Annotated in this window: 15 protein-coding genes; 7 read left to right on the plus strand and 8 right to left on the minus strand. The window is 71.2% G+C overall.

Annotated elements, in window-relative coordinates; genetic code table 11:
• Position 1: 1 nt before the first annotated feature.
• The 5 genes from AB0O11_RS01240 to AB0O11_RS01260 form a co-directional block, all read right to left on the minus strand.
• Entirely contained in the window at positions 2-232 is a 231-nt protein-coding gene (locus tag AB0O11_RS01240; RefSeq protein ID WP_363380442.1) for a helix-turn-helix domain-containing protein, read from the minus strand.
• A 1,162-nt stretch (positions 233-1,394) separates the two neighbouring features.
• Positions 1,395-2,705, minus strand: a complete 1,311-nt coding sequence (locus AB0O11_RS01245; RefSeq protein ID WP_363380444.1) for a DUF3987 domain-containing protein — start codon at positions 2,703-2,705, stop codon at positions 1,395-1,397.
• A 745-nt stretch (positions 2,706-3,450) separates the two neighbouring features.
• Positions 3,451-3,699, minus strand: a complete 249-nt coding sequence (locus AB0O11_RS01250) for a helix-turn-helix domain-containing protein (protein WP_363380447.1) — start codon at positions 3,697-3,699, stop codon at positions 3,451-3,453.
• A complete protein-coding gene (locus AB0O11_RS01255; protein ID WP_363380450.1) occupies positions 3,696-4,091 on the minus strand; it encodes a helix-turn-helix transcriptional regulator in 396 nt (131 codons plus the stop codon). Before AB0O11_RS01255 ends, AB0O11_RS01250 begins: the two co-directional genes overlap by 4 nt.
• The gene (locus AB0O11_RS01260) at positions 4,088-4,543 is read right to left on the minus strand and encodes a hypothetical protein (RefSeq protein ID WP_363380452.1); all 456 of its coding nucleotides are present in this window, start codon (positions 4,541-4,543) and stop codon (positions 4,088-4,090) included. Before AB0O11_RS01260 ends, AB0O11_RS01255 begins: the two co-directional genes overlap by 4 nt.
• 224 nt (positions 4,544-4,767) lie before the next feature.
• Between AB0O11_RS01260 and AB0O11_RS01265 the strand changes: the two genes are divergently transcribed.
• From AB0O11_RS01265 to AB0O11_RS01280, 4 genes are all read left to right on the plus strand, one after another.
• Positions 4,768-5,613 (plus strand): sigma-70 family RNA polymerase sigma factor, encoded by an 846-nt coding sequence (locus tag AB0O11_RS01265; RefSeq protein ID WP_363380455.1) that lies wholly within the window; start codon positions 4,768-4,770, stop codon positions 5,611-5,613.
• Between the two features lie 3 nt (positions 5,614-5,616).
• Entirely contained in the window at positions 5,617-6,426 is an 810-nt protein-coding gene (locus AB0O11_RS01270; RefSeq protein WP_363380457.1) for a hypothetical protein, read from the plus strand.
• A gap of 169 nt (positions 6,427-6,595) precedes the next feature.
• Complete coding sequence (locus AB0O11_RS01275) at positions 6,596-7,321, plus strand: hypothetical protein (protein ID WP_363380460.1); 726 nt, start codon at positions 6,596-6,598, stop codon at positions 7,319-7,321.
• Between the two features lie 425 nt (positions 7,322-7,746).
• Positions 7,747-8,343: a lytic polysaccharide monooxygenase gene (locus tag AB0O11_RS01280; protein WP_363380463.1), complete on the plus strand. Its 597-nt coding sequence runs from the start codon at positions 7,747-7,749 to the stop codon at positions 8,341-8,343.
• Between the two features lie 76 nt (positions 8,344-8,419).
• Here the strand turns inward: AB0O11_RS01280 and AB0O11_RS01285 are convergent, their stop codons facing one another.
• Together AB0O11_RS01285 and phoU are read right to left on the minus strand one after the other, a co-directional pair.
• Positions 8,420-8,596, minus strand: coding sequence for a hypothetical protein (locus tag AB0O11_RS01285; protein ID WP_224282645.1), 177 nt, complete (start codon positions 8,594-8,596; stop codon positions 8,420-8,422).
• 234 nt (positions 8,597-8,830) lie between these two features.
• On the minus strand, positions 8,831-9,520 hold the full coding sequence (phoU, locus tag AB0O11_RS01290) for a phosphate signaling complex protein PhoU (RefSeq protein WP_363380464.1): 690 nt from the start codon (positions 9,518-9,520) through the stop codon (positions 8,831-8,833).
• A gap of 307 nt (positions 9,521-9,827) precedes the next feature.
• Between phoU and AB0O11_RS01295 the strand changes: the two genes are divergently transcribed.
• Positions 9,828-11,234 (plus strand): ATP-binding protein, encoded by a 1,407-nt coding sequence (locus AB0O11_RS01295; protein ID WP_363380467.1) that lies wholly within the window; start codon positions 9,828-9,830, stop codon positions 11,232-11,234.
• Between the two features lie 2 nt (positions 11,235-11,236).
• Entirely contained in the window at positions 11,237-11,932 is a 696-nt protein-coding gene (locus AB0O11_RS01300; protein WP_031069385.1) for a response regulator transcription factor, read from the plus strand.
• Positions 11,933-12,031: 99 nt separating this feature from the next.
• Here AB0O11_RS01300 and AB0O11_RS01305 read toward each other — a convergent pair whose 3' ends face one another.
• The gene (locus tag AB0O11_RS01305; RefSeq protein WP_363380469.1) at positions 12,032-12,709 is read right to left on the minus strand and encodes a DUF461 domain-containing protein; all 678 of its coding nucleotides are present in this window, start codon (positions 12,707-12,709) and stop codon (positions 12,032-12,034) included.
• Between the two features lie 427 nt (positions 12,710-13,136).
• On the opposite strand from AB0O11_RS01305, the gene AB0O11_RS01310 reads away from it, so the two are divergent.
• Entirely contained in the window at positions 13,137-13,619 is a 483-nt protein-coding gene (locus tag AB0O11_RS01310; RefSeq protein WP_014136563.1) for a CarD family transcriptional regulator, read from the plus strand.
• Positions 13,620-13,714: the final 95 nt, after the last annotated feature.

Raw genomic sequence — 13,714 nt, forward strand, 5'->3', positions numbered from 1 at the left:
CTCAGGCCGCCTCTCGGCTCTGGTCCGCCACCCACTGGGCGACGGCGTCGGGGTGGTAGCGGAGGTGTCGGCCGGCGCGGAAGGCGGGCGGGCCGGTGCGCTTGCGGCGCCACTGGTAGACGGTCTCCAGCGGGACGCCGAACATCGCGGCGATGTCCTCGGGGGCGAGGAAGCGGGCGGGCAGCGGCACGACGGTGGGCGGGGTGTCGGCCGGTTCGCGGCGGTTGGCCAAGGTGTCCTCCAGGGCGGTTGGGGCTGTTGTCTGCCTGTCGCCTCACCTGTCGTGTCGCCTGTCTGTCACCTGTCGCCTGTCACCTGTCTGTCGCCTGTAAGGCGCAGGTCAGGGGGGTGTTTCGGGGCTGTGGGGCCCGTTTCGGGGTGGGGACGACAGGTGACAGGCGACAGGCGGCAGGTGGGCTCGGTGGGCGGCGGGTCGGGTGGTCGGGTCGGTCGCGGCGGGTGACGGCGTCAGGGGTGTCAGGGCGGCCGTCAGGGGTGTCAGATCGCGGTTGGCCGGCGGGGCGGGTCGGGTCTGCGGGGTGTCAGGACCGTCAGATCGGTCGGCGGGTGGGTGTCAGGGCCGTCAGGGCGGGTGTCAGGCAGGGGTGTCAGGGGCGTCAGAACGGGGTGTCAGACGCGTCAGCTCGCGCGCGCGTGCGCGTTACCCGGGGATCTGGGCGTCAGGGCCGTCAGACGGTTTCTGACGCTTCGGGCCTGACGGTCGGGCGGCGGGCCGTTGGTGACGCTGTGTGTCGGTCGGGGGCTCCTTCGCGCGTACGCGTGCACGCGTACGTGGGACCCCCGGATTCACGGAGCGGGTGATGAAAGTGAGCGCGGAGAGTGACCTCCCACCCACCCCTCCGCCCGGCCCGGGAGCGCCTCCCGGGGGCCCTGGACGGGCGGGGGAGGGGTTTTCCTCGGGTGGGGGGTGGGTGGGAGGTCACCGGCTGTTGCCCGGCCGGTGCCGGGGCGGCTCGCTCTGCGGGCCGGTGGCCGTGTGGCGCGGAGGGAAGAGTCCACCCGCCCGCCGGGGGGTGGGGTGGCTTCTTCTGCCCGGCCGTCCGTGGTGGGGAGCGGGCCCGGGGCGTCGTGGCGGCCGGTGGGACTTCCGCCCGGGTGGCCGGTCGGGCGGCGGGTCGGGTGGGGGTCGGGCGGGTCATGGGACGGTCTCCGTTCGGGTCCGGTGCGGTCCGGAAAGGCCGGAAAGGCTGGAAAGGGGTCTGAGCTGGGGTTTTGTGTGGCGGAAAGCCGTCCGGAATGGTCTGGAAAGGGGCCGGGAAGCCGGGCGGCCGGGGTTCGCGGACCCCTTCGCGGACCATTCCGGACCACTTTCCGCCAGCCGTTTCCGCAGGTCAGGAGCCTTTGCGGGCTTTCCGGCCTTTCCGGACCGCTCCTCAGTCGGGCGGGGCGTAGAGGTAGACGGTCTGGTGGCGTCCGCCGGTGGAGAGCTGGGCGGCGGCGAAGCCGGGCAGCTGCACCAGGCGGGCGGTGACGTCGGCGCGCTGGGTGGCGTTGAGCCGCTTCAGGAGCACCTGCACCTGGCTCTGCGTCATGCCGGACGGCCCGGCGGTCTTCACCGCGTTCAGTAGCTTGTCCAGGTGCGGATCGCCGGTGCTGGCGGCGGCGGTGGGGCCCAGGACGTGGGCGGCGCTGGCGCGGGCGTACCGCACGAGGGCCCACGCGGCCCGCAGGTGGGCTTCGCCGATGCGGTCGGTGTGGTCGGTCAGGGCGTAGACCATGGCAGCGCGCTTGGCGTAGGGGGCGGCGCGGGCGGTGAACTCGGCGATCGGGCCTTCGTCGCCCTCGTCCCCGCACAGCGCCAGGTAGACCTCGTCACGCCAGAGCTGGGCGGCCTCGGGGGTGAGCTGGACTTCGCCGAGGCGGCGGGCGTCGGTGATGACGGTCCGCCAGGCGGAGGCGAGGTTGTCGATCAGCTCGTCGGAGGCACCGGGGGCATCGGGCAGCAGGAGGTTGCGCCAGACAGCGATGGCGAGGAAGCGGTTGTAGGTGCCGCCGGCCATCTCGGCGTCCTGCATCTTGGCCCGCAGCTCGCGGGAGCTGATGTGGCCGATGACGGCGATGTGCGGGGCGGTGGCGTGCAGCGCGTCGCGGTTCATGACGCCGAGGTCTTCGCCGTTCCAGGCCTGGCGCAGGATGCCGCTCAGGGACGAGCCCTCGCGGCGTCCCCGGGCCATGGTGACGCCGTACTCGGACTCGATCACCCACAGTCGCTTGTCGGTGACACCGGGGTCCTTGTCGCCGTCGCCGTCGCGGACCATGTCGATCAGGCCTTCGCCGGAGGACAGGCCGGAGCGGGTGTTGGAGGCGATGAAGTCCGGGACGGCGGCCTTGAGCAGGCGGCGCACGGTGTTGGTGGCGGCGCCCTTCCTGCCCAGGGAGGTGCCGCCGATGGTGAGGGCCCAGATCAGGGCGGGGTGGCGGTCGTTGCCGATCCACATGAACGGCCCCGGTCCGATGGCCGCGCCCGCGGCGGACAGGAGGTTCACGAGGATGCCGACGGGGTCGGCCTCCGTGGTCGGGTCGAGGGCGGCGACGGTCTCTCCGGCCCAGCCGCAGAACACCTCCGGGTCCGGGACGGGGCCCGGCCGCTCGGGGCGCACGATGCCGGGCGCGGGGTCGTACATCGGGTTCGGTCGGGCCTGTGGTCGGCCGTCGGCGGTGGAGGGGAGGGTTTCGACAGACACGGGTTCTCCGGCGGTTCGCGGGGCGGGTCGGTCAGCGGTCGGGCAGTCGGCTGGGTGGTGGGTCGCGCACTGCTCACGCTCCTTCGGCGGGCGCTCACCTCCCCCTTTAAGAGCGCTTCTCCTTGGGGGAGTTGGCGGTGCTCGGCGGGGCACGCTCGCCCCGGTCCGCCGAGGAGAAGCGCTCTTAAGGAGGGGGCGTTCACCGGCCGTCGGTCGGGTGCTCACCGGTGTTCACGGGGCGGGCCTGAAGAGGCCACCCCCGCCCCTGAAACGGCGACCGGGCCGGGCGCCGGCCGAGCGGGGCGGAGACCGGAGAAGCGCTGTTCCGGTCCCCGTGTTCACCGGCGGCCGGTCGGGTGGCACTGGCGTTCACCCTGCTCTGATCAGCGGTTTCGGGTCCACAGCCGGGGGCTTCGGCCGGGCCCTGGGCCGTTTCAGGGGCGGGGCCGGGCGTTTCAGGTCCGGCCGGTGAGTGGGTCGTGAGTGGGGTGAACACCCGGGGCGTTCACCGGTGAACGCTCACCCGAACCGGGGGCCGTTTCAGGCGCCGGGGTGGTCTCTTCAGGTCCGCCCGCCCGGGCTTCAGGTCCGCTTCGTGAGCGGCCCGTGAGCGCGGTGAGCGCCTTCGTGTTCACCGGTGAGTGTTCACCCGCCCCGGGCGCCGTTTCAGGCCCGGCCGGTCGGACTTCAGCGGCACCCGGTGAGCGCCTGTGAGCGGGCGTGAGCGCCGCTGGAGCCGGGGCTGTCAGCCCGCGATGCCGGTGATGCCGACGGGGACGTTCAAGTCCTTCAGGTAGGTCCTGAAGACCGAGCGTTGGACGCGGATGTGAGAGCCGATGCGGTAGTGCGGCAGGCGGCCGGAGTTGATCTCGCGGTGCACGGTCCACTTCGTGGTGCCGAGCGCGGCGGCGATCTGCTTGACCGTCAGGGGCTCCCGGCTGGTGTAGCTGACCAGTTCGGCGAGCGAGGGCATGTGCGGGTCGGGGTTGTTCACGCGGCCACCGCCAGCGGGAGCAGGCCGAACGCTGCCTCCGGCAGGCGCAGGACGGCGGCGATGCGCCGCAGCTCGGCGATGTCGCGGATGGTGCGCTTGCCGCGCTCCAGCAGCGACACGTACGACTGGCTGAAGCCGAGCAGGTCCGCCAGGTCGAGCTGCTTGAGCTGGGTCCGGGTGCGGAAGTTGCGCAGGACCGCGCCCAGGTCCGGGCCCTCCGCCACGACGGGGGCCACGACCGGGGCGGACTCGCGGAACTCGGCCAGGCGGCTGCGGCGGGTGTCCTCCGGGCCGACCGTCCGGCGGCACGGGCCGCACAGCGTGTCGGGGTTGCTGCGGCTGAGCCGGGCCGAGCAGCGCGGGCACCGGCGGATCTCAACGACCGTGTTCACGCCACCACCGCCTTCGCGGCGACCGGGGTCACCAGGGACAGGACCGGGGCGGCGGTCGGCGCGGGCGGCTGAGGGGCGGTGACACCGAAGGTGCGGGTCACGGCAGCGCCGAGGCGGGCCGCGAAGTCCCGCAGGTCACGGCGCCGACGGCCGTAGTAGACGTCCATGGCCATGTCCGCGTAGTCCTCGGCGTCGTTCACGTTGGCCTGCGCCATGGCGAACCACAGGCACCCGACGATCTTCTCCTCGTTGCCGCTCTCCAGGTCCTCCTGCATGAGCAGGGCACCCGGGCTGAACAGCAGGCGGCCGAGGATCTCCGCGAACGACAGGTGCAGCGTCATCTGCACCGCCACACGCGGGGCCGTCTCGGTCACCTCCGGCTCCCCCCACACGTCCACGAACGTCTGGACGGCACCGATGGTCAGCGGCTGAGTGGCGAGCGATCCGTGCATGATGGAACTCCCTTCATTGGGGCATGGAGCGGCGTACTGACTTGGCGGTTGGGGCGCCGCTCCGCTGCGTTTTCGCAGGTCAACGAAGTGCTAGGCCCTTTCCCCGTGTTGCTTAGGGGGGCTTTCGCTCTCTCGCGATACCCAAGGTAGGCAGTCGCTACCTGTGCGTCAAGCCCCTCTAGCGGTAGGCTTGCTTCGCCCCCCTAGGCAGTGAAGGGATCACCATGCACGAGGAGCTTGAGCGGGTGGCCAACGTGGCCGTCCCGATCGACCGGGCCAAGGCGGCGATTGCCCTGATGGCGGACTATCAGAACCGGGTGGTCGAGCTGTCCCGGGTCCGCCGGGAGGCCATCGAAGAGGCATCGGCGTCGGGCATGTCGCAGACCGAGATTGCTGCCCTGCTTGGCGTAAGCCGTGGGCGTGTCGGTCAGCTCGCGTCGGCCGGCCCCGCGCCGGAGCGGGCCTTCTTCGGCCTGGGGCCGATGACCGTGGCTGTCGGCGGCAAGTACGAGGCGGGGAAGTCCCCGGACGAGAACCCAAGCCAGGTCGTGACCAGGGAAGACCTGAACAACTACGAGCACCTGCGGAAGCTGTTCGCGGGTCTGAAACTCGACTCCGAGTACGAGGTCATCCCGCCGTCTGGCATCGTGAACCTCAACCGTGAGCACCTGGTCGTCATCTGCGGCCCGCGGCTGTCCCCGATCGTGGCCCAGGTGCTTGAAGGTGACGACAACCTGCGGTTCCGCAAGGACACGGCTTGGCACCTGGTGGACCTGCACACCGAGACGGAGTACCGCTCCCCGCTCGACGTGGACGGCACGGCCGGGGATGTCGGCTACCTCGCTCGGCTTCCCCGCCTCGACGGCAAGGGGACGTTCCTCTACGTCGCGGGCATCCACGCGATCGGCGCGAACGGCGTCGTGCACTACCTGGAGAACCACCTCGGCGAGCTGTACCGCGAGGTGCGGACGAAGCGTTTCTCCACGCTCATCTCCTGCCGTTACGACCCGCAGACTCTGGAAGTTCTGGAGAGCAGCAGGATCACCCCGATCTACCGACACGAGGGCTGACAGATGCGCGTCTCCATCGCCACCGCACCCGGTGGCACGAACCCCAATGAGGACTGGGTGGCGGCTACGCCGACGCTCGCCGTCGTCCTGGACGGCCTGAGCACGGCCGGGTTGGACACCGGTTGTCGGCACGGCGTGCCGTGGTACGTCTCCCAACTCGGCGGCCACCTGGTGGCCGCACTGGCAGAGCCCGGCCGGCCGCTGGCTGACGGGCTGGCGGAAGCGCTGGAGCAGGTGGCGGCGCTCCACCCCGGGTGCGACCTCGGCAACCCCGGTACGCCGTCCGCCACGGTCTCGATCCTGCGGGCCGACGCCGACCGGTTCGACTACCTCGTTCTCGCGGACTCGCCCATCGTCTTCGAGCGGGCCGGCGACTGCCAGGTGGTCACCGACCTGCGGGTGGACACCGTGGTGCCGGAACTCCGGGCGGAGACGGAACAGTTCGCCACCGGCACGCCGGAGCACGCCGAGGCCGTCCGCCGGATGGTCGAGGCTCAGCGGCTCACCCGGAACACCATGGACGGCTACTGGGTGGCCGCCTCCACCGGAGAAGCGGCGCGCCATGCACTGACGGGCGGGGTGTCGATCGCCGGGGTCCGCTCGGTGGCCGTCCTGTCCGATGGAGTCTCGCGCCTCGTGACCGAGTACGGCACGGCATCCTGGGCGGACGCGTTCGCGATGCTCCGGGAGGCTGGCGCGGACGGCCTGATCTCGGAGGTTCGGAAGACCGAGGCTACAGATCCGGACGGGCGCCGCTGGCCGCGGTTCAAGTCGGGCGACGACGCAACCGTGGCGTTCTGCCAGCTGCCCTGACAGCACCTGGCTCGGGCTCTCCGTGCCTGGCCGATCCAACGGCCAGGCACGGAGAGCCAGCAGATGAGACCCTGGGGGCGGCCCTGCATCGAGACAGGGCGATGGACTTGCGGTAGCTGGCGGTCTCGCGCGCTCTGGGGAGGCCGGATTAGGTCTACTCTCCTCAGCTATGACGGATGGTGAGAGAACAGGCGCTGCCGAGATAGCGATGCGAAGCGTGACGAGTGCTGGGGCGGCTGCCGCTGGCTTGATCAGTCCCGAACTCGGCATCGCAGCTGCTGCGGGCAAGGAGCTGGTCGATGTGGCCGGCGGCCGGCTCTTCGGCGTGATCGCGCGATGGCGGGAGCGGCGCGCGAGTCAGCTTGTGCGTGAGGCGGCTGCCGCTGCGGGCACTGATGCCAACCGTCTTGCTGAGACCATCGAGAGCAGCCCCAGGCTGCTGGCACTGCTGTCAGAGAGTGTGCAGGCTGCGATGGACACACCCTATGACGCGAAGATTCGTGCGCTGGCTGGCTGCCTTGCGCGTGGTGTTCGTGACGAAGCGGAGGTCGATGTTGAGCGCCTGCGTATCCGTGGGCTTGCCCGGATCGACGAACCGGAGGTCCTGCTCATGAACCTCCTCACGAAGCCAACCAGCCTGATTGAGCCGTCTGATCCTCGGGTGGGTGCCTGGCCGGGATGGCGACAACCGGAGATATTGCAGGAGCTGCCAGGGTTCGCCAACATGCTCCATGCCTCAATCGGTCGGCTGACTGCTGAAGGCATGGTCAGGGATGACGGCTTGGGGCGGATGACGGCCGATGATGGCTTCGCCAACATCTGGGTACTCACCGACTTTGGCCGCGATTGCCTTTCCCTGCTCCAAGCTGTGGGCCCTGCCCCTGAGGCTGAGTGACGGAGGAGTAGTCCGCTTCTCGGGCCGTCTGTGGGCCGTCCGGCGTCGATCAAGGGTGGCCAACGATGACAACTGTCGACGGCTCAGCCCCAGGTCAGGAGCCCTTGATCAGGCCTGAAAAATCGACAGGCCAGACCCAGGGCAAGAAGTAAGCCCAGAAGCGGAACGGCCCCGCCGCCCCGGCAGACCGGGCGGCGGGGCCTTCGTTCGTTTCGGCCGATTCGCGGTCAACCGGCCTGCCTGGCAAGGGAGTTGGGCAGGTGATGGCAAAATGGTTCAGACCATTGACGGCCCAGGTGGCGACTCCTACCGTGAGTGCACCGGATGACGCAGGCATGCCAGGACCTCCCCGTCCGGGCCGCTGCACCCCCACGCGCGCGCCTGTGCCCCGGCGCACACTCCATCCACCCCCACGGAGGAGCACCATGCGCACACGCCACATCGTCGCGGCGGTCGTCGCCGCGCTGGCGATCCCGTTGACCCTCGCCTTCCCGGCCTCGTCCCACGGCTGGATCTCGACCCCGCCCAGCAGAGCCGCGCTCTGCGACGTGCACACGAGCGCCGTCCCCTGGGACTGCGGTGACATCCAGTGGGAGCCGCAGAGCGCCGAGGGTCCCAAGGGCTTCCCGGCCCTCGGCCCCTCGGACGGCACCATCTGCGCCGGCGGCAACTCGCGCTTCGCCGAGCTGGACGACCCGCACGGGGGCGCCTGGCCGACCACGCCGGTGACGGCGGGCCGGCCACTCACCTTCACCTGGACGTTCACCGCCCGGCACGCGACCACCGACTTCCGGTACTACATGACCAAGCCGGGCTACGACGCGAGCCGGCCGGTCACCCGGGCCGACCTGGACCTGACGCCCTTCCTGACCGTCCCGTACGGCGGGAAGCAGGTGCCGAGCACGCTCAGCCACACCGCGACCGTGCCGAGCGGGCGCACCGGACACCAGGTGGTCGTCGCGGTCTGGACGATCTCCGACACCGGGAACGCCTTCTACTCCTGCTCCGACGTCCGGTTCTGACGCCCGCGGGAACGAACGAGGTGCACGGCCGCCAGTAGGCCGTGTACCTCGGGGGACTCCTCGGGCGGCGGACCGCTCAGTGGCCGCAGCAGCCGCCGTCGGCGCCGCCGCACTGGCAGGGCGCACCGGACTGGCAGCCGCAGCCGCAGCCGGGGCCGCAGCCGCAGCCGGCCGCGAGGACGGGAAGCAGCTTCGGGGCGAGTGGCTCGACGGTGTCGTGGGCGGTTGCCGGTCGGGTCGGGTTGGCCTTCATCGAGCTTCCCTCCTAGTGACGGGCACAGTCCTGTGCCCACGATGTCGAGTGAAACCGCCGGACGGAGGGGGCGTCAACGGGCGCGCAGTGGTGGGGCGCACGGAAGACCGTGCGCCCGCACCACCCTCGTCTCAGGTTTACTCGCCGTCCCTCGGGGGAGCCGTGAGCAGCTGTGCCGTGAGCCGCAATGCCGGGACCGGCAGGGCCCGCACCCGGCAGGGCCCGTACCGGAGGTCAGTCGACCGGCGCGGCCTCGGCGGCCTCGGTGGCGGCCACGAACTCGGCCACGTGCTCGCCCGTCACCAGGTACACCACGCGCTTGGCGACCGACACCGCGTGGTCCGCGAAGCGCTCGTAGTAGCGGCCGACCAGGGTGATGTCGACGGCGGTCTCGATGCCGTGGTGCCAGCGCTCGTCGATCAGGTGCGACAGCAGCTCGCGGTGCAGGGTGTCGATCGCGTCGTCGTCCTGCTCCATCTCCAGCGCCTTGTCGACGTCCTTGGTGGCGATGACCAGGCCGGCCTTGGCCACCAGGCGCTGGGCGAGCTGGCCCATCTCCAGGACGGTGGAGTGCAGGTCGCGCGGCACGGCGGTGTCGGGGTAGCGCATCCGCGCGACCTTGGCGACGTGCCGGGCGAGGTCGCCGCAGCGCTCCAGGTCGGCGCTCATCCGCAGCGAGGTGACGACGATGCGCAGGTCGGTGGCGACCGGCTGCTGGCGGGCCAGCAGGTCGATGGCCCGGTTCTCCAGCTCGTGGTGCAGCTCGTTGATCTTCTCGTCGGCGGCGATCACGCTCTCCGCCAGCGCCAGGTCCGCGTCGAGGAGGGCGGTGGTGGCGCGGCCCAGGGCAGAGCCGACGAGCCGGGACATCTCGACCAGGCTGTCGCCGATCGCATCGAGTTCCTCGTGGTACGCGTCGCGCATGTTCTCTCCTCAGTAGCTGTGTCGGTGGCGGTGCCGACCGGCCAGCCCGTCCGACCGTCGTTTCCGGTGTCCGGGTGACCGCTGCTGGTGGCGCGCATCGTACGCGCACACCCGAGCCGGTGGCCGCTGTCGGGCGCACCGATCTCTCCCACACGGGCTGCCTGGCCAACTTTCCGCCGTCAGGGCGACGATGCACGGCCGCTACGGTGAATCGACAGCTACCTGAAGGTGAATTCTCGGCAACGCGTGGTCGATGCCTTGATCCAGCGCTTGGGGACTGCCCTGGCCGTGCGCTTACGCTGGCCACATGGACGTGAACGTGGCCGCCGCCGCTGCCTGTGCCATAGCCGGGCTCGGCGTCGGCCTCACCGCCTCCATCGCCTTCCGCTGGAGCGAGCGCGAGCAGGCCAGGGGCAAGTACAGCGGAACCGGCGGCAGGAACCACGGCCGGTACCAGTCACTGGGCACCGGCAACCCCGAGCCGCCGCTGCCGCCGGGGGTCGACACCGTGCTCTCCGTGCTCCGCTCCTGCGCGATCGTGCTGGGCGAGGGCGACGAGGTGGTCAAGGCCAGCTCGGCGGCGTACGCGATGGGCCTGGTGCGCGGCGGCGCCGTCGCCGTGGACCAGATGCTCGCGCTGGCCCGCTCCACCCGCCGGGACGGCGAGATCCGCCAGGTCGAGCTGGAGGTGCCCCGGCCGGGCGCGGCCCGCGCGGCGGAGCCGCTCGCGGTCTCGGTCCGGGTGGCCCCGCTGGGCTCCCGGCTGGTGCTGGTGCTGGTCGAGGACCAGACCGAGCGGCGCCGGGTGGAGGCCGTCCGCCGGGACTTCGTGGCCAACGTCAGCCACGAGCTGAAGACCCCGGTCGGCGCCCTGTCGCTGCTCTCCGAGGCCGTCGCCGACGCGTCCGACGACCCGGAGGCGGTGCAGCGCTTCGCCGGCCGGATGCAGGTCGAGGCGACCAGGCTGGCCAGCCTGGTCCAGGAGATCATCGACCTCTCCCGGGTCCAGGACGACCGGCTCATGGTCGACCCGGAGCCGGTCGCGGTGGACGAGCTGATCGCCGAGGCGATCGACCGCTGCCGCCAGCAGGCCGCCGCCAAGCAGATCCTGATCGCGGCGGGCGGCATCGCCGGCCTCTACCTGCACGGCAACCGCGGCCAGCTCGCCGCCGCGCTCGGCAACCTGGTCGAGAACGCCGTCAACTACAGCCCGCCCCGCACCAGGGTGGCCATCGCCACCCGCCGGATCTCCAGCGCCGCGGCGCTCGGCGAGGCGGACGGCGAGCTCATCGAGATCTCGGTCACCGACCAGGGCATCGGCATCTCCGAGAAGGACCGCGAGCGGGTCTTCGAGCGGTTCTACCGCGTCGACCCCGCCCGCTCCCGGGCGACCGGTGGCACCGGCCTGGGCCTGTCCATCGTCAAGCACGTCGCGGCCTCGCACGGCGGCACCGTCTCGGTGTGGAGCGTGGAGGGCCAGGGTTCGACCTTCACCATCCGCCTGCCCGCCGGACAGGCACCCGCGGAGGACGAGCCCGACGACGCGTTCGGCGAGGAGCCGGACCACGTGCCGGCCGGCGACCCCGCCGGACCCGCCGCCGCACCCCGAACCCTCACCACGGTCCGTACGGGCCGTACGGACCGTTCGCTCCCCGCCGGGGAGCGGGAACAACACCTGTCAGACACAACCCCTCAGCTTGCCCCGGAGGCCTGATCGTGACCCGAGTACTGGTGGTCGAGGACGAGGAGTCGTTCAGCGACGCCCTCTCGTACATGCTTCGCAAGGAGGGCTTCGAGGTGGCCGTCGCCGCCACCGGCCCCGACGCCCTGGAGCAGTTCGAACGCAACGGTGCCGACCTCGTCCTGCTCGACCTGATGCTGCCGGGCCTGCCCGGCACCGAGGTCTGCCGCCAGCTCCGGGTGCGCTCCAACGTCCCGGTGATCATGGTGACCGCCAAGGACAGCGAGATCGACAAGGTCGTCGGTCTGGAGATAGGCGCTGACGACTACGTCACGAAGCCGTACTCCACCCGCGAGCTGGTCGCGCGGATCCGCGCGGTGCTGCGCCGCCGCGGCGAGGACGGCGGCGCGGGCGACAACGGCGGCGGCCCGGGCGCCCTGGAGGCGGGCCCGGTCCGGATGGACGTGGACCGCCACGTGGTGACCGTGGACGGCGCCAAGGTCGACCTGCCGCTCAAGGAGTTCGACCTGCTGGAGATGCTGCTGCGCAACGCGGGCCGGGTGCTCACCCGGATGCAGCTGATCGACCGGGTGTGGGGCGCGGACTACGTCGGCGACACCAAGACCCTGGACGTCCACGTGAAGCGCCTGCGGGCCAAGATCGAGCCGGACCCGGGCGCGCCGCGCTACCTGGTCACCGTCCGCGGCCTGGGCTACAAGTTCGAGCCGTAAACCGTCCCGACCACGCGGAAGGCCCCCGCCGGCAGCCGGAAGGGGCCTTCGCGTCGCTCCGGCGGGCCCGGGCGGGCCCGCCGGAGGCGGGGTGCGGCGTCAGTGCGCGGCCGGGACGGCCGGGGTGGTGGCGCCGGCCGGGACGGCGGCACCGGTGGTCGGCGCGCCCGGGGTGGCGCCGGCGGTCGGGGTGGCCGGGGCGGTGGCACCGGGGGTGGTGGTCTTGGCGGGGGTGGCGGTCGGCGACGGGGTCGGACCGAAGCCCTTGTAGAGGCCGCGGCCGTTCTCGCCCGAGTCCGGGCTCACGCCGGCCTGGGCCTCGACCTTCTGGCCGTCCTTGAAGGTGAAGACGGTCGGGGCGAAGCCGCCGACGGAGACGGTCGCGGAGGCGACGGTGGCGGACGGGTTGCCCTGGCCGCCGATCGCCACCGAGCCACCGGCCGGGACGACGATGCTGGACAGCGGAGCGCCGGCGGCGTCCGTGAAGGTGGCAGCTGCACCGTTGCCGACGGTGACGGACTTGAGCTCCGCCGGGGTGTCCGCGGTGTTCGCGATGTTCACGACCACGTTGGCGGGACCGGTGTAGTTGCCCGCGGTGCCCTCCCCGGTGACGACCACGATGTTGTTCAGCCGGAGGTTCGTCCCGACGGTTGCCGCCGCGTTGTCGGGCTTGATCTGCAGGGTGTCCGGCGTGTTGCCGGCGGCGCAGGAGGACAGCGAGGCGATGGCGATGGCGGCGATGGCGGCGATGCTGCCGCGTCGAAGGCTGCGGCTCACGGCGGCGGCTTCTCCTAGGTCACGTGTCGGTAGGTCAGGACTCAGATTATCGACCTCGCTTATGCGCTCCTCACGGGGTGGTCCCCGTGTCGCACTCCCGAGGGCCGCCGGAGGCCGTCCGGCGGTACGTTCGACATGTCCGGGTCACCCGGCGGACAAGGTTCGACCAAGATCGAATAACGATTCGGCCGCGACCCGGAAAGAGGTGAAAGCTCAAGATCCAATCATGGTTGCGGGGGTGTTGCGCAAGGGTTTCGCCGAACCCCGGAACCGCCTCCGACCTGCGGGAAGCCCCTCTCGAACACTGGTCGCAGCACGTCATGGGGGTGCTTGTCAAGCCCCGAGACCGGCCCTGACCTGCGAAAACGCCCTTCGGGTGCGCCGGGAAGCGTGTTAAGCTGGAAAGCCACGGAAGGGGTCCTGTCACATGACGTTCAAGGTTGGCGACACGGTGGTCTACCCCCATCACGGGGCCGCGCTGATCGAGGCCATCGAAACTCGCCAGATCAAAGGTGTGGACAAGACCTACCTGGTGCTCAAGGTGCAGCAGGGAGACCTGACGCTCCGCGTGCCCGCCGAGAACGCGGAGTTCGTCGGTGTGCGCGATGTAGTCGGCCAGGAGGGTCTGGACCGGGTCTTCGAGGTGCTGCGGGCACCGTACACGGAAGAGCCGACCAACTGGTCCCGTCGCTACAAGGCGAACCTGGAGAAGCTCGCCTCGGGTGACGTCATCAAGGTCGCCGAGGTCGTCCGCGACCTCTGGCGCCGCGAGCGCGAGCGCGGCCTCTCGGCCGGCGAGAAGCGGATGCTCGCGAAGGCGCGCCAGATCCTCGTCAGCGAGCTCGCGCTGGCGGAGAACACCAACGAGGACAAGGCGGAGACGCTGCTCGACGAGGTCCTCGCCTCGTAGCGCGCGCCACCGCAGTGCGGTCGGGCTGCCGCCCAACGCTCACAGCGCCCGGTGCCGGCGCGCCGCTCCTCGGACGAACCGTCCGGGAGTGGTGC

The sequence above is a fragment of the Kitasatospora sp. NPDC093102 genome (genome assembly GCF_040683915.1).
In the GTDB taxonomy this organism is placed as follows: domain Bacteria; phylum Actinomycetota; class Actinomycetes; order Streptomycetales; family Streptomycetaceae; genus Kitasatospora.

What these genes read in the sequence shown, in the direction of transcription:
- AB0O11_RS01260 (WP_363380452.1), bottom strand. Translation starts at nt 4,543, where the DNA reads ATGCACGGATCGCTCGCCACTCAGCCGCTGACCATCGGTGCCGTCCAG.
- AB0O11_RS01265 (WP_363380455.1), top strand. Translation starts at nt 4,768, where the DNA reads ATGCACGAGGAGCTTGAGCGGGTGGCCAACGTGGCCGTCCCGATCGAC.
- AB0O11_RS01270 (WP_363380457.1), top strand. Translation starts at nt 5,617, where the DNA reads ATGCGCGTCTCCATCGCCACCGCACCCGGTGGCACGAACCCCAATGAG.
- AB0O11_RS01275 (WP_363380460.1), top strand. Translation starts at nt 6,596, where the DNA reads ATGACGGATGGTGAGAGAACAGGCGCTGCCGAGATAGCGATGCGAAGC.
- AB0O11_RS01280 (WP_363380463.1), top strand. Translation starts at nt 7,747, where the DNA reads ATGCGCACACGCCACATCGTCGCGGCGGTCGTCGCCGCGCTGGCGATC.
- AB0O11_RS01285 (WP_224282645.1), bottom strand. Translation starts at nt 8,596, where the DNA reads ATGAAGGCCAACCCGACCCGACCGGCAACCGCCCACGACACCGTCGAG.
- phoU (WP_363380464.1), bottom strand. Translation starts at nt 9,520, where the DNA reads ATGCGCGACGCGTACCACGAGGAACTCGATGCGATCGGCGACAGCCTG.
- AB0O11_RS01295 (WP_363380467.1), top strand. Translation starts at nt 9,828, where the DNA reads ATGGACGTGAACGTGGCCGCCGCCGCTGCCTGTGCCATAGCCGGGCTC.
- AB0O11_RS01310 (WP_014136563.1), top strand. Translation starts at nt 13,137, where the DNA reads ATGACGTTCAAGGTTGGCGACACGGTGGTCTACCCCCATCACGGGGCC.